24 protein-coding genes and 3 pseudogenes are annotated in these 26,337 nt (G+C 47.7%); 12 read left to right on the forward strand and 15 right to left on the reverse strand.

All coding sequences use genetic code 11. The features are described 5' to 3' along the window. Positions 1-8: 8 nt before the first annotated feature. The 3 genes and pseudogenes from TZ48_RS21825 to TZ48_RS21835 form a co-directional block, all read right to left on the reverse strand. A pseudogene (locus TZ48_RS21825) lies at positions 9-1,273 on the reverse strand (NupC/NupG family nucleoside CNT transporter). 204 nt (positions 1,274-1,477) lie between these two features. Beyond that, entirely contained in the window at positions 1,478-2,251 is a 774-nt protein-coding gene (locus TZ48_RS21830; protein ID WP_112480712.1) for a TatD family hydrolase, read from the reverse strand. After that, positions 2,241-2,366: a DUF5363 family protein gene (locus tag TZ48_RS21835; RefSeq protein WP_112480714.1), complete on the reverse strand. Its 126-nt coding sequence runs from the start codon at positions 2,364-2,366 to the stop codon at positions 2,241-2,243. Before TZ48_RS21835 ends, TZ48_RS21830 begins: the two co-directional genes overlap by 11 nt. Before the next feature lie 323 nt (positions 2,367-2,689). On the opposite strand from TZ48_RS21835, the gene TZ48_RS21840 reads away from it, so the two are divergent. From TZ48_RS21840 to TZ48_RS21855, 5 genes are all read left to right on the forward strand, one after another. Further along, positions 2,690-3,685, forward strand: coding sequence for a BMP family lipoprotein (locus tag TZ48_RS21840; RefSeq protein WP_197059044.1), 996 nt, complete (start codon positions 2,690-2,692; stop codon positions 3,683-3,685). Positions 3,686-3,798: 113 nt separating this feature from the next. Continuing rightward, positions 3,799-5,376, forward strand: a complete 1,578-nt coding sequence (locus TZ48_RS21845; RefSeq protein ID WP_112480716.1) for an ABC transporter ATP-binding protein — start codon at positions 3,799-3,801, stop codon at positions 5,374-5,376. After that, positions 5,373-5,684, forward strand: coding sequence for a hypothetical protein (locus tag TZ48_RS25575; RefSeq protein ID WP_239671027.1), 312 nt, complete (start codon positions 5,373-5,375; stop codon positions 5,682-5,684). Before TZ48_RS21845 ends, TZ48_RS25575 begins: the two co-directional genes overlap by 4 nt. A 23-nt stretch (positions 5,685-5,707) precedes the next feature. Further along, positions 5,708-6,502 (forward strand): ABC transporter permease, encoded by a 795-nt coding sequence (locus TZ48_RS21850; RefSeq protein ID WP_239671028.1) that lies wholly within the window; start codon positions 5,708-5,710, stop codon positions 6,500-6,502. A 2-nt stretch (positions 6,503-6,504) separates the two neighbouring features. Continuing rightward, positions 6,505-7,470 carry an ABC transporter permease gene (locus TZ48_RS21855; RefSeq protein WP_112480718.1) on the forward strand — a complete coding sequence of 322 codons (966 nt, stop codon included), beginning with the start codon at positions 6,505-6,507 and terminating at the stop codon, positions 7,468-7,470. Positions 7,471-7,704: 234 nt separating this feature from the next. On the opposite strand, the pseudogene prfC reads toward TZ48_RS21855, so the two are convergent. Continuing rightward, positions 7,705-9,293: pseudogene (prfC, locus tag TZ48_RS21860) on the reverse strand (peptide chain release factor 3). Positions 9,294-9,622: 329 nt separating this feature from the next. Here prfC and TZ48_RS21865 point away from each other — a divergent pair. Continuing rightward, positions 9,623-10,609, forward strand: a complete 987-nt coding sequence (locus TZ48_RS21865; RefSeq protein WP_239671029.1) for an MFS transporter — start codon at positions 9,623-9,625, stop codon at positions 10,607-10,609. Beyond that, positions 10,570-10,800 carry a hypothetical protein gene (locus TZ48_RS25580; RefSeq protein WP_239671030.1) on the forward strand — a complete coding sequence of 77 codons (231 nt, stop codon included), beginning with the start codon at positions 10,570-10,572 and terminating at the stop codon, positions 10,798-10,800. Before TZ48_RS21865 ends, TZ48_RS25580 begins: the two co-directional genes overlap by 40 nt. 55 nt (positions 10,801-10,855) lie before the next feature. Here the strand turns inward: TZ48_RS25580 and TZ48_RS21870 are convergent, their stop codons facing one another. Next, the gene (locus tag TZ48_RS21870) at positions 10,856-11,992 is read right to left on the reverse strand and encodes a BamA/TamA family outer membrane protein (protein ID WP_112480720.1); all 1,137 of its coding nucleotides are present in this window, start codon (positions 11,990-11,992) and stop codon (positions 10,856-10,858) included. Between the two features lie 146 nt (positions 11,993-12,138). Here TZ48_RS21870 and TZ48_RS21875 point away from each other — a divergent pair, with 146 nt between their 5' ends. Beyond that, positions 12,139-13,713 carry a tetratricopeptide repeat protein gene (locus tag TZ48_RS21875; protein ID WP_112480722.1) on the forward strand — a complete coding sequence of 525 codons (1,575 nt, stop codon included), beginning with the start codon at positions 12,139-12,141 and terminating at the stop codon, positions 13,711-13,713. A 205-nt stretch (positions 13,714-13,918) separates the two neighbouring features. Continuing rightward, on the forward strand, positions 13,919-15,538 hold the full coding sequence (locus TZ48_RS21880; protein WP_239671031.1) for a transmembrane adenylate cyclase: 1,620 nt from the start codon (positions 13,919-13,921) through the stop codon (positions 15,536-15,538). 81 nt (positions 15,539-15,619) lie between these two features. Here TZ48_RS21880 and TZ48_RS25585 read toward each other — a convergent pair whose 3' ends face one another. The 8 genes and pseudogenes from TZ48_RS25585 to ubiT form a co-directional block, all read right to left on the reverse strand. Further along, complete coding sequence (locus tag TZ48_RS25585) at positions 15,620-15,892, reverse strand: hypothetical protein (protein ID WP_112480724.1); 273 nt, start codon at positions 15,890-15,892, stop codon at positions 15,620-15,622. Then, the gene (locus TZ48_RS25590) at positions 15,889-16,068 is read right to left on the reverse strand and encodes a hypothetical protein (RefSeq protein ID WP_112480726.1); all 180 of its coding nucleotides are present in this window, start codon (positions 16,066-16,068) and stop codon (positions 15,889-15,891) included. Before TZ48_RS25590 ends, TZ48_RS25585 begins: the two co-directional genes overlap by 4 nt. Before the next feature lie 52 nt (positions 16,069-16,120). Continuing rightward, positions 16,121-16,846, reverse strand: a complete 726-nt coding sequence (locus TZ48_RS21895) for an SDR family NAD(P)-dependent oxidoreductase (RefSeq protein ID WP_239671032.1) — start codon at positions 16,844-16,846, stop codon at positions 16,121-16,123. 217 nt (positions 16,847-17,063) lie between these two features. Then, the gene (locus tag TZ48_RS21900; RefSeq protein ID WP_112480728.1) at positions 17,064-17,855 is read right to left on the reverse strand and encodes a hypothetical protein; all 792 of its coding nucleotides are present in this window, start codon (positions 17,853-17,855) and stop codon (positions 17,064-17,066) included. 172 nt (positions 17,856-18,027) lie between these two features. Beyond that, the gene (gene rimI, locus TZ48_RS21905; RefSeq protein ID WP_112480831.1) at positions 18,028-18,462 is read right to left on the reverse strand and encodes a ribosomal protein S18-alanine N-acetyltransferase; all 435 of its coding nucleotides are present in this window, start codon (positions 18,460-18,462) and stop codon (positions 18,028-18,030) included. 16 nt (positions 18,463-18,478) lie between these two features. Further along, positions 18,479-18,916, reverse strand: a complete 438-nt coding sequence (locus tag TZ48_RS21910; protein ID WP_112480730.1) for a DNA polymerase III subunit psi — start codon at positions 18,914-18,916, stop codon at positions 18,479-18,481. A gap of 183 nt (positions 18,917-19,099) precedes the next feature. Further along, positions 19,100-19,615 carry a GNAT family N-acetyltransferase gene (locus TZ48_RS21915; RefSeq protein ID WP_112480732.1) on the reverse strand — a complete coding sequence of 172 codons (516 nt, stop codon included), beginning with the start codon at positions 19,613-19,615 and terminating at the stop codon, positions 19,100-19,102. After that, positions 19,599-20,125, reverse strand: a pseudogene (ubiT, locus tag TZ48_RS21920) (ubiquinone anaerobic biosynthesis accessory factor UbiT). Before ubiT ends, TZ48_RS21915 begins: the two are co-directional and overlap by 17 nt. A 179-nt stretch (positions 20,126-20,304) precedes the next feature. On the opposite strand from ubiT, the gene TZ48_RS21925 reads away from it, so the two are divergent. The 3 genes from TZ48_RS21925 to TZ48_RS21935 all read left to right on the forward strand — a co-directional run bounded on the left by TZ48_RS21925 (position 20,305) and on the right by TZ48_RS21935 (position 24,410). Then, the gene (locus TZ48_RS21925) at positions 20,305-22,344 is read left to right on the forward strand and encodes a putative bifunctional diguanylate cyclase/phosphodiesterase (RefSeq protein WP_112480733.1); all 2,040 of its coding nucleotides are present in this window, start codon (positions 20,305-20,307) and stop codon (positions 22,342-22,344) included. A gap of 161 nt (positions 22,345-22,505) precedes the next feature. Then, positions 22,506-23,519 carry a ubiquinone anaerobic biosynthesis protein UbiU gene (gene ubiU, locus TZ48_RS21930; RefSeq protein ID WP_112480735.1) on the forward strand — a complete coding sequence of 338 codons (1,014 nt, stop codon included), beginning with the start codon at positions 22,506-22,508 and terminating at the stop codon, positions 23,517-23,519. A 12-nt stretch (positions 23,520-23,531) separates the two neighbouring features. Beyond that, entirely contained in the window at positions 23,532-24,410 is an 879-nt protein-coding gene (locus tag TZ48_RS21935) for a U32 family peptidase (RefSeq protein ID WP_112480737.1), read from the forward strand. Positions 24,411-24,472: 62 nt separating this feature from the next. Here the strand turns inward: TZ48_RS21935 and TZ48_RS21940 are convergent, their stop codons facing one another. Further along, a complete protein-coding gene (locus TZ48_RS21940) occupies positions 24,473-25,813 on the reverse strand; it encodes an MATE family efflux transporter (protein WP_112480739.1) in 1,341 nt (446 codons plus the stop codon). Positions 25,814-25,869: 56 nt separating this feature from the next. Then, positions 25,870-26,292, reverse strand: a complete 423-nt coding sequence (locus tag TZ48_RS21945) for a MarR family winged helix-turn-helix transcriptional regulator (protein WP_112480741.1) — start codon at positions 26,290-26,292, stop codon at positions 25,870-25,872. Positions 26,293-26,337 lie beyond the last annotated feature (45 nt).

Consider the following 26,337-nt stretch of genomic DNA (forward strand, 5'->3'; position numbering starts at 1 on the left):
GCGAGCAATTACATGCCAGCTAGAGTTAGACAGAAGCCTGCAATCGTTGCAGCCATCAAGTTAGATAGCGTACCAGCGATTACTGCTTTCACACCCATGCGAGCGATATCACCGCGACGCTTAGGCGCAAGGCTACCCAGACCACCTAGTAGGATTGCGATAGAAGATAGGTTCGCAAAACCACATAGAGCGAATGAGATGATTGCCTTAGTTTTCTCAGAAAGAACAACAGGTGCTGCTTCGCTAGGTAAGGGGCAAACTGAGAGTATGCTACGAATTCGTTCGCAACGGTCTTCATACCGATGAACTCACCCGCGATAGTCGCTTCAGACCATGGCACACCTAGTAGGAATGCTAGTGGAGAGAAGATCCAACCTAGAATCATTTCTAGACGTAGTTCAGGCATACCAATCCAGCCACCGATGCCACCAAGCATACCGTTAACCAGTGCGATAAGACCGATGAATGCGATTAGCATTGCACCTACGTTGAGTGCTAGTTGAAGACCTGCTGATGCACCGCCCGCTGCTGCGTCGATAACGTTAGCTGGCTTGTCGTCGCCTTCAGCGCTCATGTCGTGTAGCTGTTCAACTGGCTCATCAGTTTCTGGCTTGATGATTTTAGCGAATAGAAGACCACCCGGTGCTGCCATGAATGATGCTGCAACTAGGTACTCAATTGGCACGCCCATTGAAGCGTAACCTGCTAGTACACCACCAGCGATAGAAGCTAGACCACCACACATTACTGCGAATAGTTCAGATTGAGTCATCTTAGGTACGAAAGGACGTACTACTAGAGGTGCTTCTGTTTGACCTACGAAAATGTTAGCTGCTGCTGACATAGATTCCGCACGTGAAGTACCGAGTGCTTTTTGCAGGCCACCACCAAGAATCTTGATAACCCACTGCATTACACCTAGGTAGTAAAGTACAGAAATAAGCGCAGAGAAGAAGATTAGTGTAGGTAGTACACGGAAAGCGAAGATGAAACCGCCGCCGCCGAATACTTCAAACATTTTACCTGATACTAGGCCACCAAATAGGAATGACGTACCGTCATTACCGTAGTTGATCACGTTAGATACAGCGTCAGAGAAGCTGCGTAGTACTTCTTGTCCCCAAGGAACGTAAAGAACGAATGCACCTAGTGCAAATTGGATAGCAAATGCGCCACCCACAGTTCTGATATTAATAGCTTTGCGGTTGTCTGAAAGCAGTACTGCGATTGCAATAAGTGCGACCATACCAACCAGGCTCATAAACAGGCTCATAGTTTATGACTTCCTTATAATTAATAATTTGGCGTGTAACAAAAATTGAAGCTCAAAAGCGGGGGCGATTATACAAACCCACAGAAAAGAAAGTAGTACCCCCTCACACTTTCGTCCTGAACACATGGGGGATACACTAAAATTTGTGATCAGATTCACAAAAAGCATCTGCAAACGTTTTCGAATTCACAAATTAAAGCATTTTTAATCACAAAATTTAAACGTGGATTTGCCATTAATTGATAATTGTGAGGCAACCGTTTGCCCAAATTCATTTCGCAACTCAATTAGAGACGTTAGCACCATGTTTACCATTTTTGGTTCGTTAGGAAGCCCCTGATAACCACTTAATGGCATATCAGGAGCATCCGTTTCTATTAACAAACTTTCCAAAGGAAGAGCGGCGATAGTGGCGCGTGTTTTCTTTGCTCTTGGGTACGTGATCACACCGCCAACACCGATTTTTAACCCCAATTTAATGAAGTCCATCGCCTGTTGAACGCTGCCACTAAATCCATGAACCACGCCACCATATTTGGGAGGGTTGCGTTTTAATAACACCACGAGATCCTGATGTGCCTTTCGGCAATGGAGTAAAAGCGGCAGTTGGCTCTGGTTCGCAATATCAATTTGAGCGTTGAGATAGTGTTTTTGTAGTGCTTCATTTTCTCTACCATGATAGAAATCCAGACCGCATTCGCCGATGGCGACACACTTATCGGGCACTGTAGAGGCCACTCTTGAAGCCAAATTATCCAGACTGGATTCACTCAGCCCATCGAGAAACTGAGGGTGAAAGCCGAGCGCGTAATAGATGCCATCATTTTGCTCACTGAGCGTTTGAACCGTTGCCCAATTGCTATCATTAATAGCAGGAACAATGATTTTCTCGACACCTTGCTGCCTTGCATCGCTGAGCACTTGTTGCAAATCTTTTTGCTGGGCGAGCAAATCCAAGTGACAGTGACTATCTATCATCGTCTTGTGGCTCTTTCTTGTATGGCACACAACTGCGCTTATTTTCAGGTGTTAACCCAAGCGACTCGCACCACTCATCATATTTAGCAAGCCATCTCTTGAGCAACTTCAACATGATGCTCCGCTCCTTCGTCAAAAAACATTGTAATCGATTGCAATAACAAGATGTTGCACCTCGATATACAAAGAATAGCTGTAATAGTTAGTGTTTTATCACTAAGTTGTGACTTACACCTCAATGCTGCCATGCAATGCGTTTTTTTTGCACACGCAAACGATAAAATATCGCTCATTGTTTGTAAACTGAGCGGTTTACCCTCAGCATGTCTATTCGAACATTTACAAGCGACTACTTTCTAGGCACAAATAATTGGATATCGCCTAGCCTATCGAAACGTCAATGATGCCCCATCATTCGACACTATAAGGGAATTGATCGTGAAAAAAACTATTCTAAAAATGTCTGCACTCGCAGTGGCAGTGACTTCTTTTGGTGCATTCGCAGCAAAACCAGCAGTGGTTTACGATACAGCCGGTAAATTCGACAAATCGTTCAACGAAGCTGTATTCCAAAACGGTGTTAAGGTTTTCAATGCTGACAAAGGCATCAAAGTACGTGAGTTTGAACCACAGAATGAAGCTCAGCGTGAGCAAGGTCTACGCCGTCTAGCAAGCCGTGGCTTCACTCCAATCGTGGCGGTTGGCTTTAACATGGCATCGGCTGTTGAAAAAGTCGCGACCGAATTCCCAGACATTCAATTTACTATCATCGATATGGTAGTAGACAAGCCAAACGTTCAATCTATTGTCTTTAAAGAGCACGAAGGTTCATTCCTTGTGGGTGCACTTGCTGCTAAAGCATCTAAAACAGACAAAGTGGGCTTCGTTGGTGGTATGGATATCCCACTGATTCGTAAGTTCGAGTGTGGCTACCGTCAGGGTGCGAAGTACGCTAACCCACAAATCGAAACCTTCCAAAATATGACAGGCTCTACACCTGCAGCATTTGCTGACCCAGCAAAAGGCTCTGAGCTCGCGAAATCTCAGTTCTCTAAAGGCGCAGACGTAATCTACGCAGCAGCTGGCGGCACAGGTATGGGTGTTTACCAAGCAGCGAAAGATGCTGGCAACTTCGCTATCGGTGTTGACTCAAACCAAAACCACCTACAACCAGGTACTATGCTGACGTCAATGGTTAAGAAAGTAGGCGTTGCCGCTTACAACACATGGGAAGAAGCTGAGCAAGGTAACTGGGAAGCAGGCATCAAGGTACTGGGTCTTAAAGAAGGTGCGGTTGAGTGGGCATACGATGACTACAACAAAGATCTGATCACACCAGAAATGAAGACGTATCTAGACGGTCTTAAAGCTGACATCGTATCGGGCAAGATCGCCGTTCACGACTACATGTCAGACAACACGTGTAACATCTAACGACTTCTCACTCAGAATGAAGGCCTAGGATTGGTATTTATATCAATAACCTAGGCAAATATAACAACGCCGTTGCCCTCAAGCAGCGGCGTATAATTATAAGGCAGTATCTAGTGACACATGGACAATCTATTGCCATCGAACTCAAGCAGATCGATAAACGATTTGGCGCAGTGCACGCCAACAAGTATATCGACCTGAAAGTTCCACAAGGCACGATTCACGGCATCATTGGTGAAAATGGTGCAGGCAAGTCCACTCTTATGAGTATTATTTACGGTTTTTACCACGCAGATGCAGGCGAGATGACCGTCAATGGCGAACGTTATAAGCCGGCGAACTCCCAAGAAGCGATTAAAGCAGGCATCGGCATGGTGCACCAACACTTTATGTTGGTAGAGACCTTTACCGTACTCGAGAACATTGTTCTCGGCGCTGAAGATGGATGGAAGCTACAAGAAAGTCTCGGCAAAGCGAAGAAGAAGCTCACCGCACTTGCAGAGGATTATGGCTTGGAAGTCCCGCTAGACGCCATCGTTGGCGAGCTTCCAGTGGGGCTTCAGCAGCGAGTAGAGATCCTAAAAGCGCTTTATCGCGGCGCGAAGATCTTAATCCTCGATGAACCAACCGGCGTTCTCACTCCTCAAGAAGCGGATCACCTGTTTAAGATCCTCGACAAACTTCGTGAGCAAGGCACGACTATTATGATCATCACGCACAAGCTGCGTGAAGTCCTCGCGATCACCGACAACATCTCCGTCATGCGTCAAGGCGCAATGGTCGAGCATGTGGTCACCGCCGACACCAATAAAGAGCAACTGGCTGAGCTGATGGTGGGACGTAAAGTTCGCCTTAAAGTCGACAAGTCAGAAGCTAATCCAAAGAGAGAGCTGATTAAAGTCGACAACTTGCAGTATTTCGATGACGCATGCGTGGAGCGAGTGAAAAGCGTGAGCTTTGGCGTGCGTCAAGGTGAAGTGGTGGGTATTGCTGGCGTATCAGGCAATGGTCAATCGGAAATCCTCGCCCTGCTATCCGGCATCATCCAGCCACATTCTGGCAGCATTGAAATCAACGGCAGCCACATTGATAAGCACAACGTCCTTGATCCGCAGCAGGTTCGCGCGATTGGTGTCGGTCATATTCCCGAAGATCGCCACAAACAAGGACTCATCAACAAGTTCGAAGCACAGGAAGCCTATATCCTCGGCTACCATCACCTGCCGCAATACAACAAAGGTCTTCTGCAAGACAAACAGGCCATCAAGGAGAGCTGTCAGGCGAGCATGGATAAGTGGGATGTGCGCCCTAACGACACCACTCTGAAAACTGCCAACTTCTCCGGTGGTAACCAGCAAAAGCTGGTAATTGCCCGTGAAATGGAACAAAACCCAGATGTGCTACTGGTCGGACAGCCGACTCGTGGGGTTGATATCGGCGCCATTGAGTACATCCACCAGCAGATCATCGCGGCGCGCGATGCTGATAAAGCGGTGCTTTTGGTCTCGGTGGAGCTTGATGAAATCTTAAGCCTTTCCGATCGCATTCTTGTCGTGTTTGATGGCGCGATTGTCGGTGAAGTCTCAATTAAAGATGCCGACGAGAAAACCTTAGGTCTTATGATGGCTAACATCATGCCTGACCATCTAAAATCTGCCGCTGCCAATCAGTCACAAGGAGAAAGCGCATGAGCCAGGCAAAAGTTCCAGCTTGGGTAACCGTGGCTTTGCTACCAGCGATTAACGTGTTGGTGGCATTCCTAGTGTCTGCCCTGCTGTTTATGTATATCGACATCAATCCCATTGATGCCGCAAAAGTGATGTGGACGGGCGCCTTTGGTTATGCTGAAGGCTTTGGCTACACCATGTATTACGCCACCGGCTTTATCTTTACTGGTCTTGCTGTTGCCGTCGCGTTTCACGCCGGTCTGTTTAACATCGGTGGTGAAGGTCAGGCTACATTGGCGGCCTCGGGGTCGGTCTTATCTGTCTTACTTTAGGCGAATATGCGCCTTGGTATATTGTGTTTCCGGTAGCGATTGTTGTCGGCGGCTTATTTGGCGCTGCGTGGGCATTTATCCCCGCTTATCTGCAAGCCAAACGCGGCTCACACATCGTTATCACCACCATTATGTTTAACTTTATCGCCTCTTCTTTGATGGCGTACCTGTTGGTCGATATCCTTAAACCAGAAAACACCATGGCGACGGAAAGCCGCGTCTTTGCCGCTTCAAGCTGGCTTCCAAAAATGCATGAGATCCTCGCGGTTGTTGGGATTGAGATGGCACCAAGCCCAATGAACCTGAGCTTTATCTTTGCTTTGTTGTGTTGTGTGTTTGTCTGGCTACTGATGTGGCACTCACGCTGGGGTTACGAGATCCGCTCTGTGGGCTCTAACCCATCGGCTGCCGATTACGCAGGCATCAAGTATGTGAAAATCATCATCTTGACCATGCTTATCTCAGGTATGCTGGCGGGCTTCTTTGGCCTCAACGTACTTCAAGGTGAGCTACACCAAATCAAGCTGAACTTCGTTGAAGGCTTTGGCTTTACCGGTATCGCTGTTGCACTCATGGGTCGTAACCACCCAGTGGGTGTATTACTCGCAAGCTTATTGTTCGGCTTCCTCTATCAAGGTGGCGCAGAGCTGAGCTTTGAGTACGGCGTAGACCGAAACATCGTTGTGGTACTACAAGGCTTGGTGATCCTATTCTCTGGTGCTCTTGAGCACATGTTCCGTCCTTCTCTAGAGAGAACCTACCTCAAACTGTTCGGGAAAAAGCAATCTGAACAACAAGCAGAGAAAGGAGTCGCTTGATTATGTTTGAAACGATTATTCTCATGCTTGATGCCACGCTGCGTGTGGCCACCCCACTTATCCTTGCCTCGCTTGCCGGTATGTTTTGCGAACGCTCGGGTATCGTTAATATTGCCCTAGAAGGTAAGCTTCTGGCGGCTGCGTTTGCGGGTGCTGCGACAGCGCATGTCACTGGCTCAGCTTGGCTCGGTCTGTTTGCAGGTGTTGGCGTATCGGTGTTACTTGCGCTGCTCCACGGCTTTGCTTCGATTACCCACAACGGCGATCAGGTGGTCAGTGGTATGGCTATCAACATCCTCGCTGCAGGCCTAACCATCACCCTTGGCCGTCACTGGTTCCAACAAGGTGGTCAGACACCAGCTCTATCGGGTGACGCGCGCTTTGCGCCTATCACCTTCCCTGGTGCTGATGCAGTAGCGGATGTGCCTGTGCTTGGTCTGCTCTATTCAGAGCTTATCAGTGGTCACTCGATTCTAGTCTACATGGTGGTCTTCATTGTCCCAGCTTGTTGGTACCTGCTGTTCAAAACGCGCTTTGGACTTCGTCTGCGTGCAGTAGGCGAGTCGCCATCAGCCGTTGATACCGCGGGTATCTCGGTGGTTCGTATGCGCTACGCTGCGGTCGCTATTTGTGGCGTCTTAGTGGGTATCGGTGGCGTTTACTTGTCAGTGGCACAAACGGCGCAGTTCATTCCTAACATGAGTGCGGGTAAGGGCTATATGGCTCTAGCGGCGCTTATCTTTGGTAAGTGGCGTCCGTTTACCGCTATGGGTGCCTGTTTACTGTTTGGCTTCCTGGATGCATTGGCGATTCGTATGCAAGGTGTATCGATTGGCGACTTCCCAATTCCTGTACAGGCAATTGAAGCGATTCCGTATGTGTTGACGGTGTTCTTGTTGGCTGGGTTTATTGGTAAGGCGGTGGCACCTAAGGCGATTGGGGTGCCTTATACTAAGGAGCGGGAGTAGAGCGCTGCTAACGCTTCGCGTTTATCCCCTCTAACTCCCCCTTATTAAGGGGGAGAACCTCGGGCTCGCTCCTATCGTCGCATCGCTTAACAACTACAGTCAGGCGACGCGTTAGCGAGCCAGTAGTTCCTCCCCTTAATAAGGGGAGGCTAGGAGGGGTAGGCTCTTAACTTCCGTACACACCAAACAAAAAAGCCGCTCTCCCGAGCGGCTTTCCCATTCAATCAACCAGCATTAATGCTCACGCGTCGCACGGAACTTAATATCCGGGAAACGCTCTTGCGCTAGGTTCAGGTTCACCATAGTCGGTGCAACATAGCTTAGGTTGTCGCCACCATCCAACGCTAGGTTGGTTTGGTTCTTACGCTTAAACTCTTCTAGCTTCTTATCATCGTCACACTCAATCCAGCGTGCTGTCGCTACGTTAACGCTCTCGTAGATTGCTTCAACGTTGTACTCAGACTTCAGACGCGCCACAACCACGTCAAACTGAAGCACACCAACCGCACCAACGATCAGATCGTTGTTTTGTAGTGGACGGAATACCTGTACAGCGCCTTCTTCTGATAGCTGAACCAGACCTTTTAGTAGCTGCTTCTGCTTCAATGGATCTTTTAGGCGGATACGACGGAATAGCTCCGGAGCGAAGTTTGGAATACCAGAGAACTTCAGGGATTCACCTTGAGTGAAGGTATCACCAATCTGGATAGTGCCGTGGTTGTGCAAACCGATAATGTCACCCGCGTACGCATTTTCTGCGCGCGCACGGTCACCCGCCATAAAGGTGACTGCGTCAGAGATGCTGACGTTTTTACCAGTACGAACGTGGTTCATCTTCATACCTTGCTTGTAGGTACCCGATACGATGCGCATGAAGGCGATACGGTCACGGTGTTTAGGATCCATGTTTGCTTGGATCTTGAACACGAAACCAGAGAACTTGTCTTCTGTTGCTTCAACGTCACGCTCATTCGCTTGACGTGTTTGTGGCGCTGGCGCCACTTAGTCAGACCATCTAGCATGTGGTCAACACCGAAGTTACCAAGTGCGGTACCGAAGTAAACTGGTGTTAATTCACCTTTTAGGAATGACTCAAGATCAAACTCAGGGCATGCGCCCATTACTAGCTCAAGCTCTTCACGTACACTTTCAGCAAGATCAGCGCCTACAGCTTCATCAAGATCTGGGTTATCAAGACCTTTGATGATGCGTACTTCTTGGATTTCGTGACCGTGGCCAGATTCATAAAGAATCGTTTCGTCACGGTGGATGTGATAGACACCCTTAAACTCTTTACCACAACCAATTGGCCAAGAGATTGGCGCACACATCATGCCCAGTTCGCTTTCTACTTCGTCCAATACTTCCATTGGGTCACGAACGTCACGGTCGAGTTTGTTCATGAAGGTAACGATAGGCGTATCGCGAAGACGGGTAACTTCCATTAGCTTACGAGTACGATCCTCGACACCTTTCGCAGCATCGATAACCATCAAGCAAGAGTCAACCGCCGTCAGTGTACGATAGGTATCTTCCGAGAAGTCTTCGTGTCCCGGGGTATCGAGAAGGTTAACCAAGCAGTCGTTGTATGGAAACTGCATCACGGAAGTTGTTACCGAGATACCACGCTCTTTTTCCATTTCCATCCAGTCCGATTTCGCGTGCTGTGCACTGCCACGGCCTTTTACTGTACCTGCTTTCTGAATCGCGTTTCCGAATAACAGTACTTTTTCAGTAATGGTGGTTTTACCCGCATCCGGGTGAGAGATGATCGCAAACGTTCTACGCTTAGAAACTTGTTGCAAAAATTGAGGATTTGACATGAATCTCGATCTTCTTGATTTGTAGAATAGCGTTTGAAGGCATTGACCCAACCACTACTCGAAGGCGTCGAAAAAATAATGGGCGCTATTTTCACCGATCTAGCTTTGATTCTCAATCACTAGTTTCCCTCAAACTGCCTTAGTCAGCTATATCACTTAGTAACTTACTGCCTCTCTTTAGGTAACAACGAGTTACACACTGCTTAACGTCAAGCGACTTACCTATACTACTTTCCGCTACTTGAGTTTCGATAGCTAAATGCATGGTTCATGGGTTTAGCTATCGTAATTTCACTTTGGCCTCAGTGCCCTCAATTTTGGAAAATATCATGAAAACCTTTAAACCTTGGTACATCGCTCAGATGTCAATTGGTATTGTGCAATGGGTAGGCATTGCTTTATTGCTCACACCACTCATTATCGAACGTACTGGCAGTGGCGCGCTCATGGGTAGTGTCATGTCATTGATTGGTCTATTTGGCATCAGTGCCCCTCTCATTGGTTGGCTTGCTGACAAATATGGCATTCACCGTCAGATGCAGAAAGTTGCCCTCTTTTCACACCTGCTATCCTTGGTACTGCTTTATTTCGCGCAAACTGAAACTTATACCTATCTACTTGTCGGTCTTAGTATTGGGGTAGGTACTGTTTCATTGTTGGTTCTCAACCCAACGTTTGTTCTCAATTCAACACCAGAAAAAGAGCAGGCACGCAGCCTTAGCCGACTGTTCCAATTTCAATTTTTGGGTATTGTTATTGCCGGAACCCTACTGGGCACAGTGAGCCTACTAGGTTGGAGTAACGAGCAAAAACTTCTCATGCTAATCGCGTTAGTGTGTGTCTCAATCCTCACTGTGTTTGTCTCACCGCCACCTAAAGTACAGGTATCTGCGCTCGACGAAGTGCCTCAAAGTGATTCACCGGCAGAGAGCTCGAACAAGCAAAACACCACAGCGTTTGTGCTTTTTCTTGCGACCGTGTTCGTTTCAATGTTCACATCGAGCAACTTAATGGAAACAGGTCCCCTTGTTATTAAAGAGGTCTTTAGTGTGGATCTTGGACACTCGGCGTTTGGGCTTGCTGGCTCTGCGGTACTGACCATGTTATTGCTCGAACCTGCGGGTCGATTAGCAGAAAAAAACAGCCCATACTTAATTTGGATGGTCGCACTAGGTTGCTACGCTGTGACGGCTATTGGCCTCTGGCTGGCTATTGGCACCAATGTTCCTAACGTATTGCCTATCTTACTCATCGTACTGCTAATGCAAGCTATCTCATGGTTCGACATGGTGATCCCGCGATTGCCGATGAACTGAGCCCGAGCACTCCCGCACTGACACAGGGCATTTTGATGTTTGCTATGGCATTTGGTTTTGGGGTCGGTACTTTTATTGCTGGACAACTGATTGACGTGGGTGGCTTTGTCTCGGTTGTCGATTACTGCGCTGCAAGCATTATCGTGACGCTAGTATTTGCCTTTGCAACGTTACTGTTTAAACGTAAATAGCACCAAGTCAAAACTAAAGAGCTGGACTAGTACTCCAGCTCTTTTCTATTTTACGCTACAACTGCCAAGCATGACCGACGGTAATATAGTACGCCCACTCTTCTGGACCTTTCGCTGCATCGACACCCACTCTCATATTCAGTTGGCGCGCCACTAAATAGCGAAAACCGCCACCAACAACGCTTTGATACTCCGCATCAGAAAAACTCTGACCATCCTCAACCGCTTTGCCCGTTCCGGTAAACCCAACAATCGACCAACGCGGCGTCACATCATAACGAGCTTCAAGCTCAGCCAATGCCATATCTTGGCCTTGGTAGCGCATCGCGGCGATACCACGCATGTTAATAAATGGCCGCGCATAGTATGGCGCATCGTCACTCACCGTTTGATAGTCGCCACGCACACCGATGATGAGGTCATCTCGCACAGGCGCAAAGTAATTCACCTGAGCTCGCGCTTTTTGGTAATCCACATCGCCGCCAAAGGCTTTATTGTGAAAATCCGTACTGAACTTCGCTTTTAGGCCATCATTGGGTGTGAAGATGGTGTCGCGACTGTCGTAAGTCACTTTTAACTCGACACCCGCGTCTTCGAGATCAAAATCAATCGGTCGAATACCTGGAATAGCATTGCCAATATCAAAGGTACTTTTTGAAGAAAGAAGTGAGTATTTGGCACCAACAAACCAATTACTGCCGGCAATCCGATAATCGATGTCCTGCATAAAATAGAGTCCATCGATATTGAAATCGAACGGCACGTCGCCCTCGTAATACTTCAGATTAAAAGACCCGTAAAACAGGCCGCCTTGGTAGCGCCACGTATCTTCCTGCCAAGAGCCAAAATGAAATGCACCTGTGAGCCAAGAGCCATTTTCGGTTCCCGCGGCTGCTACCGCTGTTACGCTAGGTGGCAATCCGACCACTTCATCGGGGTTTTCTTCACGAAGCTGCTTGCGCTTTTCAGACTCATGGAAAAACATCAATGCAGCGCCACCACCGACACCGACCGCAGGATCGGTGATAATGATAGGTACCGGCATAAAGCCAATGGCATTGTCCAACACCCATTGACTGGCATCGAACATACCGTCTTTAGGATCGATGAATTGCTGCATCGCAGTTGCGCTATAAGACACACTCAAAAGTGACAACGCCGTCAGTAACTTCTTACATCTTGTCTTTTCCATGACAACCCCCATAGAACAACTTATCAAAAATCCAATATACATATGAATAGTTACACAATAAGTATTTTTAGGTAACAAAAAAACTGCTAGGGTGTAACCCAATGTAAGTATTGTTAGCGAATTTTTCTCAGGAGGAGGAACTTCAGATGACCGCAACGATCCGTCTTGCTACACCTTCGCTTAACGCCTCACGCGTCCCTGAAGATATCTTAGCAATCCTTGACAAAATGCAGGGATGCCGCGGTTTTCGCTCCACTAAATGGCCAAATAAGATCCTTAACTACCTGATAAATAGTTACTTCAACGATCCGACCCAAAAGATACAGCAGTACGATCTCGCGTTTGATGTGTTTGGTAAAACTGCCGACTTCGATCCTTCCCATGATCCATTGGTTCGCATTCACATGGGAAGATTGCGCCGCACATTAGAGGTGTACTATCAAAATGAGGGGCAAAGCGATCCTCTTCGATTGACGGTACCTACAGGTCAATACAATCTGCATATTGAGACTTCAACATCAGACGAGTCTGACAGTACCTCTAGAGAGAGTATTGAAAACAAAGCTGCTAATAAAGAGTCCAGCATCCCTTCCGTTTCGGTTATCGTTAACAATGAAAGCTACGATTTTTTGGCGAAGCTGCTTTGTACAGCGCTGCACCCCTTCACTACCCTAAATGTGGCACCTTTTGGTCAGCGACAAAACACTCGCTATACCATTGATCTTACGCTGAATAAAACCAGCCACGAGCGCGGCATCTTGCTGGCAAGCTTGAATGACAATCTAAATCAGCGTCAGTTGTGGTCGCAGAGTTTTCAGCTCCAAATGAGCAACGTGTTCGATAATGTTGAACTTAAAATCAACAAGATTGCCAACCAAATCGCGGATGAAATGGGGGTTATTGCGACGCTTACCCATCGCCACTCACACCTCAATAGCGAAGCGTTTACACTTGGTATGTCACTGAGTCCTCTTATGGACAACCCAAGAACCATTGAGCAATTTACCCAGCGTTTAAACCACTACATTCCCGCACCTACCAATTGCTCGATGTCAAAAGCAAGGCAAAGCATCGTAGCGCTGGATGCGTTTACCTTAAATACACCACTTGCAGACAGCTACTATATTTTAGCCTACAACCTAGCGCAGCAAGCCATCGATGCTGACCCGCAATGCATTTACGCACAAATGGCGATGTGCTACTTGTCTCTCGTTAACCGAGACATTGAAGACTTACAAAGCAACGCTAGGCAGCTCCTTGAGAGCAAACCTCACTCTGCATTTGCCAACATGGTAAGCGGATTTTGGCTCTATCTAAGTGGTGCAGAAAATGAAGGGTTAAGACTCCTTGACTATGGGGCGACACTCAATCCCCACTACCCTTCTTGGCTAAATATGGCTTACTTTATCGATAGCTATCGAAACAGCAACTACCGCAACGCCTATCAGATAGCTAAAACCATCGACAGCCAAAACCTCTACTTAGGGTCTATGATGCGAGCAATCAGCTGTACTAAGCTGAATAAGCGCCGTTTTGCTCTGATTGAAATGCAAAAACTCGAATCCATCGACAAAAACTTAGCTGCCAATATTGAACAGCTACTAAGCCAATACTTGCTCGATGACGACTTAGTACAGACCATGAGCCAGGATTTACGCTTGGCACTAAAGCACTACAAACACAGCCAGCTGTCGAATGAACGCTTAATGCTAGTAAAGTGATAAGTGGGCTAATCAAGCAAAGCTCTACTATAGTTATCGATGATAAGTGACTGGTTTTGAGTAGCATTTTCATAGCATGCGTCACTATTTTCTGCGCCAGTCAGCAACGAAGATGAGTTTTTAGCTAAGAAGTGAACTCGTTACTATTTTTCAATGTCCTAAAGTGGCAAAATACTCAGATCCTACAAAAAGAGAGTCAGAAACGGTGTCAGAACAAGCTCCATTAGATATTCGAATCGAAGAAAATCAAACCCGTGTGAAAGATCAACTTAATCGTATTCTTTCCAGTAAGGCGTTCGACCAAAGCCCGAAGATGAAGCAGTTACTCTCTTTCGTCGTCGAACAGACTTTGGCGGGCAATGGAGATCGACTCAAGCAGTTCACCATCGCGACTGAAGTGTTTGATCGTGATGCTGACTTTGATCACCAAGCTGACCCTATTGTACGTATTCAAGCTGGGCGTGTTCGCCGCACACTTGAAACCTATTACCTGACGGAAGGGGTGAACGACCCGTTAGTTCTATCGATCCCTAAAGGCCGTTATAGCCCGATTTTCACCCCGCAGATCCCTCAAGCGGCACGTCAATCAACCACGCTAGCCCAAATGGTGGGTGATACCAATAAGGCGCTCAACCCAACTCTGACTGTACTGCCGTTTTTATCACTCTCCGATGATGCGGAGAAGCGCTTCTTCGCCGAAGGTTTTGGTGAGGAGCTTGCCACTGAGCTCGCTCGTTTTGACATGCTTAAAGTGGTGTCAATGCACGCGCTGGGCGACACCAATATCGATCCTCGCACCTCTGCCGACGTGAAAGGTCTGGGTGAAAAACTGAATGTCTCATTCATCACCTCAGGTACGATGCAAGCCCTTGGCAACAAGGTACGCATTTACGCTAAGCTATATCGCACTGACAGCGGGGAGCAAGTCTGGGCTGAGAAGTACACCTGCGATTTAGCCACCGACGATCTGTTCTCTGTTCAAGATGACATCATTGCTGAAATCGTCGCTGAGCTTGCTTCAAGCTTTGGCATTATCCACCGTGAGATCTACGCCAGCTGCAATCAGAAAAAGATTGAGCATCTGTCGACGTACGAAGCAACCTTACGCTATCGACACTATCTCATGACGCTAACCGAAGATACCCACCTGCAAGCCATGCAGGCACTACTAAGTGCGGTACAAAACGAACCGGATATTGCCCTGCTGCATGCGATGCTCGCTGTGCTCTATTTCGATGCCGAAATGCTCGGCATGGGTCAGGTCGACAATGCGGTAGAAACCGGTCTGAATCACGCCCGTCGTGCCGTGGAGCTTGAGCCAAGCAACCAAGAAGCCCAAATGGCGATGCTGATGGCGTATCAGCTAAAAGACGATGTCAGCGGCATTATCGAAACCGTTGATAAAGTGCTCGCGATCAACCCGAATGCCGCCTATCAAATTGGCCTATGTGGCTGGGCATTGTGCATGGCGGGAGAGTTTGAACGCGGCCTTGAGCTTCTAGAAAACTCCAAAGCGCTTAACCCATTCCGTCCACCGTGGTTCTCACTGGTTTCTGTGGTGCACAAAATCATGCAAGACGACTTTGACGGCGCGGAAAAGTCTATTAGCAAACTGTCACTACGCCGCCTATTCTGGGTGCCTATGCTAAAAGCGGTCATTCAAGTCTACAAAGGCGAATTCAAACAAGCGCAAGCCAGCTACAAAGAGATGCTGCAAATCCGTCCTGATTTTGAAGGCAATGAAGAGCGCTACCTAGCGCGTTTATCTCCAGCCCTGCGATTAAGAACAAGTTACTTGAAGGGCTTGCTCGTTTGTAAGCCATAAAAAGAAAGTAGTAGATAGCAAAAGAGAGCCAAACGGCTCTCTTTTTAGTTTAGGTTTCATAGGTGTCCGATTCAGTGAGAACTAGTAGTCGTAGATATCATCGTCGTACGCCTCTTCAAGATAGTCCTCTTCGATTTGCTCCTCGACTATCTCTTCCGCGATGTACTCTTCTTCGATGATCTCTTCCGCCACCACTTCCTCAGCAATGTACTCTTCTTCGATATACTCTTCGGCTAAGTATTCTTCTGCAATGTACTCATCTTCAATGATCACATCGGTCGCCACTTCGCACTCAGCTTCATAGTAAGCGCCATCAATTGCACCGCCAACGGCACCAGCGCCGCCGCCAATCAAGCTCCGGTTTTCGCACCATCACTGCCATCAACAATACCGCCAACAATCGCACCTGTAACCGCACCATCGACGGCACCGACGACAGCACCTTCCGCTTCTTGATCGCAGTAGTAACCAAAGCTCATTGAGCTTAGCATCATCAAACAGGCACCAATAATTAGACTTAATTTGTTCATTTTACTCTCCTACTGCGCAAGCTGGTTGTAAGCGTCGATGCTCATGCCCGCGCTAAATCCGCCGTCGACACCAATCGACTGACCATTCACAAAAACTGCTGTCTTCTGACGCCAAAAAGTGCACCACTGCCGCCACTTCCTCTGGCTTCGCAATGCGCCCGAGTGGTACCGCACGCTTCTCCATTCGAAGTTGAGGCTCGCCGCCTGAGGCATGAGCGCGGGGCGTATCCACAGAGGTTGGACATACTGCGTTAACACGGATCTGTTTGGTGCCAAGCTCGAGCGCCGCGGTTTGCGTAATACCTAGTACCGCCCATTTAGAGCTCGCAAGTGCGCCAAGATAAGGTACCCCTTGAGTCCCGGCCACTGAGGCAATATTGATAATGCTGCTGCCCTTTGGCATATAAGGCACCGCGTGTTTGATGGTGAGAGCCGTACCAAGAGCATTGACTTCAAAGTTGGCGTTATATTCGGACTTCTTCGATTCCATGATGGTACTGTAACCGTTGGTCGAGCCTGCACAGTTAACCAACACATCGATTTGCCCATAGCGCTCAAACGCGATCGCCATAAGCTCACTCAGTGAAAACTCATCAGTGACATCGGCATAGACATAATGCGCCTCTAAGGTTTGTAGCGCCGGTTCATTGGCATTAATGCCTGCAATCACCAGTTTTGCACCAGCATTGATCAAGCGTTTTGCGATCGATTCGCCGATACCTGACGTACCGCCAATTAGTACCACGACTTTGTCTGTAAGCTGGAAGGGCATAGACATGGTTCTGTGTCCTCATATATTCAACATGGTTAAAATTTCACTGTGAACCAGTGTATCGATTGTCTGTTACGTGCAGCAGTTAGTAACTGGAAACGATCCAGTAACATGCAAATGAATAAGCAGAAAAATAAAAGAGTTACGGATAATGCAAGCTTGTGGAGCGAGAGACTAAGGCATCCTTGCCTTAGAGTTGAGAGGAACTGTTTTGGCTACCGGGTTAGAAGAACCAAGTCGCACCAATGCGAACTTCACGGTTGCCATCAAGGTGTTTCATGCGTGACTCACCGCCCGCTTTAAAGAAGTGCTCTGAGTAGGTCACGTTACCCCAAATACTACCGTCAGATGTTAGCGGCACACCACCTTCAAAGTTAAGCTCAAGCGACTGCTCGTTCTTACCGAATGCGTTGTTGTAGTTTGCGTACTGTGGGTTCACTGTTACGTAGTGACCTTGCTGTGATAGGTAGAACGAGTTGAACCAGTTTGCTTGCCAACCGTTTTCTGAACGACCGTTGTCGTACTCGTTACGCATCACAGCCACATTTGGGTAAGAAACCCAGTTTTCAAATGGGGTGATCACTTTCGCAACCGCACCGATTGCAGCTGTTTGCTCAGTGCCGCTTTGTTTCGCTACCCAGTTAGAACCGTAACTGATGTAATCAAGCGAGAAGCCAATTTCAGGAAGCACTTCTGAGCCAGTCGCGTGTACTTGGAAGTAACGAGCACGGATACGAGATAGACCAAAGTCCTTCGACTTGCCCTCTTGTCCGTCTAGGTTGGTTTGAAAATCAGTTTCAAATTGACCTAGGTAACCGATGTTCTCGTTATACGAGCCTGCCATGTTCAATTGCAAGCGAGTTAGGCCATCTTTGCCTTTCGCGCCAGAGTCGACTTTTAGGTAGGTTTGTGGGCGAGTCACGTCAGCTGGATCATTCGTTTGCTCTTCAGTTGCTTGCGCATTGAACGCTAGCGCGGCAAGAACGGCTGCAGAAAGAGTTGAAAAGTGCTTCATGTTTTTAATCCCATGATTATCAATAATTGCTGGGAAGTATGAAGCACTGGTAGGGTAATCGAAGTAACTCTGGGTAATGTAACCTATATGCAAATCAAAAGGCTAAACACCCCTTCTATCGCTACATTTTATACAAGATGGGCAAGAGCACTACCTCGGCGTCCGACCGTCACTAAACTGAAAACATGAAGTGATAACACATGATGACGGCGTCTTCGCGCCCTTGCTCAGTTGGGTAATAATCTCGGCGTCTGTCTACTTCGTTGAAGCCTTCTGATAGATAAAGCGACACTGCCGCATTATTACTTTCACGCACTTCAAGCCACGCACTGTCAGCTTGGCAAGACTCACAGTAGGCCAATAGGTGCTGAATTAGTTGACGACCGTAACCTTGTCCTTGATGACTCGGCGACACGGCAACATTAAGTAATGACACTTCCCCTACCACATTCTGGGCGTAGAAGTAGCCCACCACTTTATCATCTTCAAGCATCACCACATTGTGGGCACCACGTCCATTTAGCTCGGTGAGCATAGACGTTTTCCAAGGGTGGCTGTGTGCTTGCTGCTCAATAGCGATCACATCATCAAGGTGTGTTTCGCTCATCTGAGTGAAGCTAATATTATTGTTTGGCACGGATTTGATTCCAAAGTTGACGCTTGTGGGCATCTTGACCTTCTATCTCTGCCAGCGGTGGCGAGATCAAAGTACGTGGCGACTGGTTTAGCTGATTGGCATGTTGCTCTGTCCATTGCTCCAGTCGCTGCTGCGCCGATTCAACGCCACAAAGCCAAATCCAATCCGGCATCGGCTCTGCGTCCAATTGACTCAGCATGTCCGGCGTAATATGTAGCGCCTGGGACAGTTCAAGCTTCATCGCTTTGAGGATCTTTTCGAAAAAGGCAACCTTGTCGCCCTGTGGTTTCATAGACGAAACAAGTAACAACTGACAAGATTCGGGCAGAGAAAAGCGAGCTTGAGCACTGTGCGGTAGTCGCTCAGGGTGCGTCAACTCCCAGGTCTGGATCCCCATCAACTGTAACGTCGTGCGGTTGTGCATAGATTGGCCTCTATCTCAGGTTTGAGCAAAGATGTTGCGCCGTTTGAGGCAATTGAGCGAAGTGTAACAGAGCAGGTAAGGTTAGCCAAACGGCAAGCCATTCCAAAAACGGACGTAAGTTAAAATAATATGTAGCCATAAGGGTATGGCCTACGATAGACGACAAGCTTGAACTGAGAACAATTACAGCTCTAAAAATTCAGGACTGTACTCAATGGTGCCCGTTTTGCCTTCCAATAAGTCTGTAATCGCTTGCTCGGTTAATGATTTCACTTGGAATGCGCCTTCTGGTACTTCCCACTGGCACTTTAGGCCAAACTCACTGGCAGAGGTAAAACCAAATTTCGAGTAGTAATTCGGGTCACCAAGCACTGCACATGCGGGATAACCAAAATCGAGTAACGTTTCGAATGCCTCTTTAACCAACGCTTTCGCGATACCCTGACCTTGGTGTGACGTCGCCACAGCAAGTGGTGCAAGCCCTTGCCAAGACAGCTCTTCGCCATCTATCGATACTGGTGAAAACAGGACATGACCAATCACCTCGCCTTCGTCACTACAAGCAACCAAAGAGAGCGTTAAACGGCTGTTTTCACGCAGCGCCATGACCAGATTGGCTTCGGCGTCGGTGTCAAATACCGACTTCAGTAGGCGGTCAATCGCCAGTATATCGGCAGGTGCCTCAGTTCGAATAAGCATTAGACACCTCTTTTACGTCAGGTACGGGTTGCAACCTTTATGTACAAACTCAGCTAAGTGCATGAGTGCAGATAGCATCGGCTTTGGCAGCGCATCAAGATCGACACTGTCCATCAAGTTTTTCACTTCTAAACCTAACTCAGTGTCGCCTTCGATACTTAAACGGCGCTGGAAGAATAACGTATCAGGGTCTTCTTTACGACCAGCAATCAAAACTAAGTCATTGAGATTTCCACTGAAGCTGACATCTTCTTGTGGCTCAAAATCAGCAACAATCAGCGATTCATCACTGTAGGAAATGTACCAACTGAGGTTTAGATCACGAATATGGACTTTCAACCACTTATCTTCAAGAAACTCGAAGTCACCGTCCTCAAGTGCTTCTTTAAAAACGGTTTTTAGTCCTTCAAGCAGGGCACGGTTCTGAATTTTGTTCGGCAGAAAATGGACTGGAGATCGCAAAATTTGTGCTGCGTTTTTAACTAGTTGACTACGAATCTTGTCTAACACGCGGTTTTTCCGTTAGTTTGTACTTAAGAAACGCCATAATACGGTATTCGTACAAAAAAAATCCTGTTGTGCGTCAAAAATTTTTTGCTTTTGTCTTAACCCTTTCCTAACCGATAAATCACAGTTATAGTGTGTGGGTTACTGATATATAAGCGCTTCAGAGAACTGGTAGTACATTGATGTCATCCAAATTGTTAAAGGAATACTTTGCTAAGTTAACGTCTAATAGCCCCTTCTTTTTTGCTATTTTAGACGACGAGCACCGTTATTGGATGGTCAATGATCGCTACTGCGATGTGGCCGGTCTTACCCACAGCGACCTCATTGGTATGAATGATCATGAGGTACTTGGCACCCGTTTCTACCACCAGCTCAAACCTTATTACGAACGCGCTTTTCTTGGTGAGTCGATTGAAGCGGAAGTGACTCTCGACGAATCCGACATCGAATCCAGCCTGCATTTTAGTGTCTCTCCCATTGAGCTCAATGGTGTGGTCGAGTATGTGGTTTTTCATGCCATTGATACTTCTGAAAAGCAGATCATTACCCGTTCACTCGAAGAGTCTGAAACTAAGTTTTTAAAGCTGACGGAGCTGATTCCTGACGGACTATTATTGGTCGAAGACGGTTGTATTATCTCAGCCAACCCAGCTTCAGCGCGACTATTTGGTTATTCAAGTCAAAGTGATTTACTTGGCGAGTCTCTCACGCGTTTGCTTCGCAACGAAACTGATAACCAACGAGTGCAGCTCGATCTGCATCAGGTCAACGCCAAAGAACCCCTGCACTTTATGACCAGTGAGTATTGTGGCATCCAGCGACGCTTGGTGCTGCATGTCGACACTGCGAATTTATTTGGCGCCAATGCGCATTTGATCTTAGTGCAAGACCTCGATGAAAAGCCAAACCCAGTGACACAAACCAGTCACGAAGATGCCAACATTGATGCGCTAACGAAACTCTATAACCGACTTGGTTTTACCCGCTGTCTCGATCATTTTATTGAAGCAGGTACGCCGTTTGTCATGCTCTACCTGGACATAGACAACTTTAAGAATATCAACGATTCACTTGGCCACCACATTGGCGACCGAGTGATCCAAGAAGTGTCGGCACGCCTTAAGCGCTACTTACCACAAGAAGCGGTATTAGCTCACTTGGGCGGCGATGAATTTGGCATCATTTTGCCTGAGCCCGATAGCAATATCGCTGCCGACGAACTGGCAGAGAAAATCATCGGCTTGATTAATCAGCCCTTTGATCTACACCACTTTAGCAAACGACTCGCCTGCTCCATCGGTAGCGTACAATCACCAAACGACGGCAATGATGCACGTATCCTGCTGCAAAATGCCGACACTGCGATGTACGAAGCCAAAGCGCGCGGGCGCAACCGGTTAGTGAAGTTCAATGACCAGATGAACAAAGAGGCGCGAATGCGTCTATGGTTGGAAATTGAACTGCAAAAAGCGCTGCAACAAAATGGCCTCGAGGTTTGGTATCAGCCTAAAGTTAATGCGCGCGATTTCAGCATCAATGGCGCAGAAGCTCTGGTACGTTGGAAGCACCCTGTGGAAGGCTATATCAGCCCAGCCTCTTTCATCCCAGTTGCTGAGCAAGCGGGCTTGATCGAAAGCCTTGGCCGTGTAGTCATGCGCGATGTGTTCACTACAGTAAAACGCTGGAAACTACAGGGCATTTTGCCGGGACGTGTGGCGATCAACTTGTCCCCTGAGCAATTTGGCAACCCTAAGCTGATTGATTATATGGAGCGCTTGCTGCGAAGCACTGGACTCGATCCCAGCTGCATTACCTTCGAGCTGACCGAAAGTGCCGTCATGAGCAACAGCGAACATACACTGCAAATGCTGAACTCCATTAAAAAGCTTGGTTTTGCACTGTCAATTGATGACTTCGGTACGGGCTACTCTTCGCTCTCGTATCTCGCTCATTTCCCTATTGATGAACTTAAGATCGACCGCGCATTCATCATGGATATTGATACCCTGCCTAAGCAGCTAACGGTGATTGAAAACATCATTAATTTAGGTAAATCACTTAACTTGTCGGTTGTGGCCGAAGGGGTGGAAACGCGTCATCAGGCGACACTGCTGTCAAATCTTAACTGTAACTCGATTCAGGGTTTCCACTTCCACCGCCCGCAACCTAAGCACGAAGTGGAAGCGCTATTTGCCCAAAATCGTCGCCACCGAAACTAGTTATCATTGTTATCCAAAGAGGCCAGATGTTGACCTTTCAGCAAACTTACCTCTTTGGTGTTAATTCATTGCTTATTAAGCGAAACCTGCCTTATATCAAACTCGCCTACAGTAACTTTTCATAAAATGCGCTTTACTGACAGAATTATGGTATTGAGCATATGGAACTCTTATGCCCAGCGGGTAACTTACCTGCATTAAAAACGGCAATTGATTGCGGTGCCGACGCCGTCTATATCGGCTTTAAAGACGACACCAATGCCCGTCACTTTGCGGGTCTTAACTTTACAGGTAAGAAGCTTGAGCGCGCGGCTCAATATGTTCACGACCACAACAAGAAACTGCACATTGCACTGAACACGTTCGCCCACCCGAATGGATTTGAACGCTGGACTAACGCGGTCGACCAAGCCGCCGATCTCGGTGTGGATGCGTTGATCGTTGCCGATATCGCCGTGCTGGATTATGCCGCGAACAAATATCCGGATCTTGAACTGCACCTTTCAGTTCAAGCGTCAGCGACCAACGTGGCGGCCATCGACTTCTATCACAAGAACTTCAACGTCAAACGTGTGGTACTGCCACGCGTGCTGTCGATCCACCAAGTAAAACAGCTCTCTCGAAACATGACATCTGACGTCGAGTTAGAAGTGTTTGCCTTTGGCAGTCTTTGCATTATGTCTGAAGGTCGCTGCTATCTTTCTTCTTACCTTACAGGCGAATCACCAAACACAGTAGGTGCATGTTCTCCAGCAAAATACGTTCGCTGGCAAGAAACTGAAACCGGCCTAGAATCACGTCTAAATGACATTCTGATTGACCGCTATGCACAAGGTGAAAATGCCGGCTACCCGACTTTGTGTAAAGGCCGCTTTGAAGCGGAAGTGGATGGTGAGCGTAAGCGTTACCATGCTCTTGAAGAGCCAACCAGCCTGAATACCTTATCTATGCTGCCTGAACTGTTTGCTGCCAATGTTGCCTCTGTGAAAATTGAAGGCCGCCAACGCAGCCCGGCCTACGTCGAGCAAGTGACGCGAACGTGGCGCGAAGCGATTGATATGTACCAACGTAATCCAGAGCAATACCAAGTAAAAGCAAGCTGGGACAGTGCTCTAGCCAACGTTTCTGAAGGTACACAAACCACACTCGGTGCTTACCACCGTAAGTGGCAATAAGGAGCAAATCACATGAAATATGCATTAGGGCCACTGCTGTACTTTTGGCCAAAGCAAGATGTAGAGAGCTTCTACGAGCAAGCAAAATCGAGCTCTGCCGATATCATCTATCTGGGTGAGAGTGTTTGTTCTAAGCGCCGTGAGATGAAACCAGGACATTGGTTCGATATTGCAAAAGAACTCAGCGCATCGGGTAAGCAAGTGGTGCTGTCCACTATGGCACTGCTCGAAGCACCTAGTGAAGTGAATATCATGAAGAAGTACATTGACAACGGTGACTTTGCGATTGAAGCTAATGACGTGTCTGCTATCCAACTGGCTAGCGAAAGCAAGGTACCATTTGTCGTAGGACCTGCGGTCAACACCTACAACGCTCGTACGCTGCAGCTATTTGCTAAGCAAGGCATGATTCGTTGGTGTATGCCGGTTGAGCTATCACGAGAGTGGCTTGAGAACGCAATGAACCAAGCCGAAGACTTAGGTATCCGCGGTCAATTCGAAGTAGAAGTGTTTAGCCACGGCTACCTGCCATTGGCTTACTCTGCACGCTGCTTCACTGCTCGCGCGGAAAACCGAGCAAAAGATGACTGCGAAACCTGCTGTATTAAATACCCAACAGGCCTTCAAGTAGAGAGCCAAGAAGGTCAGGCAGTATTTAATCTAAATGGGATCCAAACCCAGTCAGGTTATCAGTACAACCTAATCAACGATCTTAAATCGATGGAAGGCTTGGTCGATGTTGCACGTCTGAGCCCACTTGGACTGGATACCTTTGCCGAAGTGGATCGTTTCAGAGCCAATGAAGACGGCAGCAATCCGCAAGCGTCGCTCGATCGTCAGTGCAACGGCTACTGGCATCAGATTGCTGGTCTCGATATCAAGCAAATCTAAACAAACGAGCCTCGCTAATCCGCGAGGCTCTTTTTTAATGGCAATGTTCTGATTCAGTGATGTTAAACCGTTGCCGTCTCATAGCCGTTCGCACGCAGCTTGCGAATGTCTTTCCACATCATGGCTCCAACTACCAAACTCAATGCGATGTTCGATAGAGGATACGCTATCCACACACCGTTCACTCCCCAAAGCTTTGGCATAGCGTAGAGGAATGGCAGTTGGATCAGCATGTTTCCTAATGTCACGAACAGCGCTTTTCGGTTGTGACTGATCGCTTGATAATATGCCGCAGCCACAACGATGAACCCATCAAGAAACATGGAGAACAAATGCAAGCGGATACCGACCACCGTATATTCGATAAGTTGTGGTTCACTGGAGTTAAACACTGAAACGGCTTGGTAAGGAAACAAGTTAAGGAGTCCCACAAAAACCGCACCACCGAGCACGGAACTGAACATAGCGACATTGAACAGCTTACGCATGTTGTCTTCACGACGAGCGCCATAGTTGTAGCTCAATAGTGGCTGCATCGCATTTGCGATACCTTCGGCAATTAGATAATAGAAAGCAACGATATAACCCAGAATAGCGTATGCGCCGACCAAGGTCATCGAGCCATACTCCGCAAACAGAGCATTATGCAGTGCTACCATAAAAGAGCCGTAGGCGTACATGAAGAAGCTTGCGATACCAATGGAGAATATCTTAGGTAGCAGTGGCCACTGGAACCTAAAATCACGCAGTGATAGGCGCATTTTCGCCTTCGAAGTAAAGAAGTATCCTACCCCCAACACGGTCACCACAGCTTGAGCTATCGCTGTTGCAAGCGCTGCACCGGTGAGTTCCCAATCGAGAACTGCAATAAACCAGTAATCGAGGACGATATTAATCACCGCGCCAACTACCATCAAGACAGTCGCCATATTTGGGCTATCGTCATTTCTTAATAAGAAGGGCACGGCAATTGAGCCGAGAGTGAACACACCGCCTACGATCAAGATGTCGAGGTACTGCATCGCGAGATCGTACATGCGCCCCTGAGCACCTTGAATCAGGATCATCTTGTCGGCGTATTGCCAAAGTACGACAGCAACAACAGGACTCAACGCTAGCAATGCCATTAAACCGGTTGCCAAAGCTTGCTTCGCACCCACAAGATCGCTCTCACCTTGCTTAATCGACGCCAGCGCTCCAGTACCGACACCAATCATCATGCCAAGGCCAAGAATGACACTAATCACTGGCCAGGCGACATTGATGCCCGCAAGGCCATCGCCTCCCATATACTGCCCAATAAAGATGCCGTCTACCACTTGGTATAAACCGTTGACCAGCATAGCGGCTACGGTAGGTACGGCATAACGCCAAAACTGTTGGTAAATTGATTTTTGATTCATCACGACGTTACTACGATTATTTGTTTTCAAGCGACTCTTCAGAGTCTTACTGTTGATTAAGAACGAGCAGCAATTAGCGCTTTAGTCAGAAGCTGGTTGAGGGAGGTAAACTCGCTGTCTGTAAGGTTCGCCTTTAATTTATCAGCAACCACGCTATAAATTTCCAACTCTGACGCTAGAGGGATACGTGCCTTCTCTGTCAAAACCACCCGTTTAGCACGAGCGTCTTCTGGACACGCTAAACGCTCCACCAGTCCCTTCTTCTCCAACCGTTTGATCATATTGGTGGCTGACGGCTTGGACACCTCTAACTCTCGAGCCAAGTCAGTGAGCCTAATCGGTTCCTCAGAGGCTTGAACGGTTTTGAGATAGTCATATTCATTAAAGCTAAGGTGAGACAGTGGATCTTCTTTACAGTAACTGCGCCAAACCTTAGCCGTTAGGCGTTCCACTCTCTCTAAATTGACCTCTATAGACATTCATACCACCTATTAATTAGCCTAGCTAACTATATTAGGGCTATT

Origin of the sequence: Vibrio variabilis, from assembly GCF_003263785.1 — a bacterium.
In the GTDB taxonomy this organism is placed as follows: domain Bacteria; phylum Pseudomonadota; class Gammaproteobacteria; order Enterobacterales; family Vibrionaceae; genus Vibrio; species Vibrio variabilis.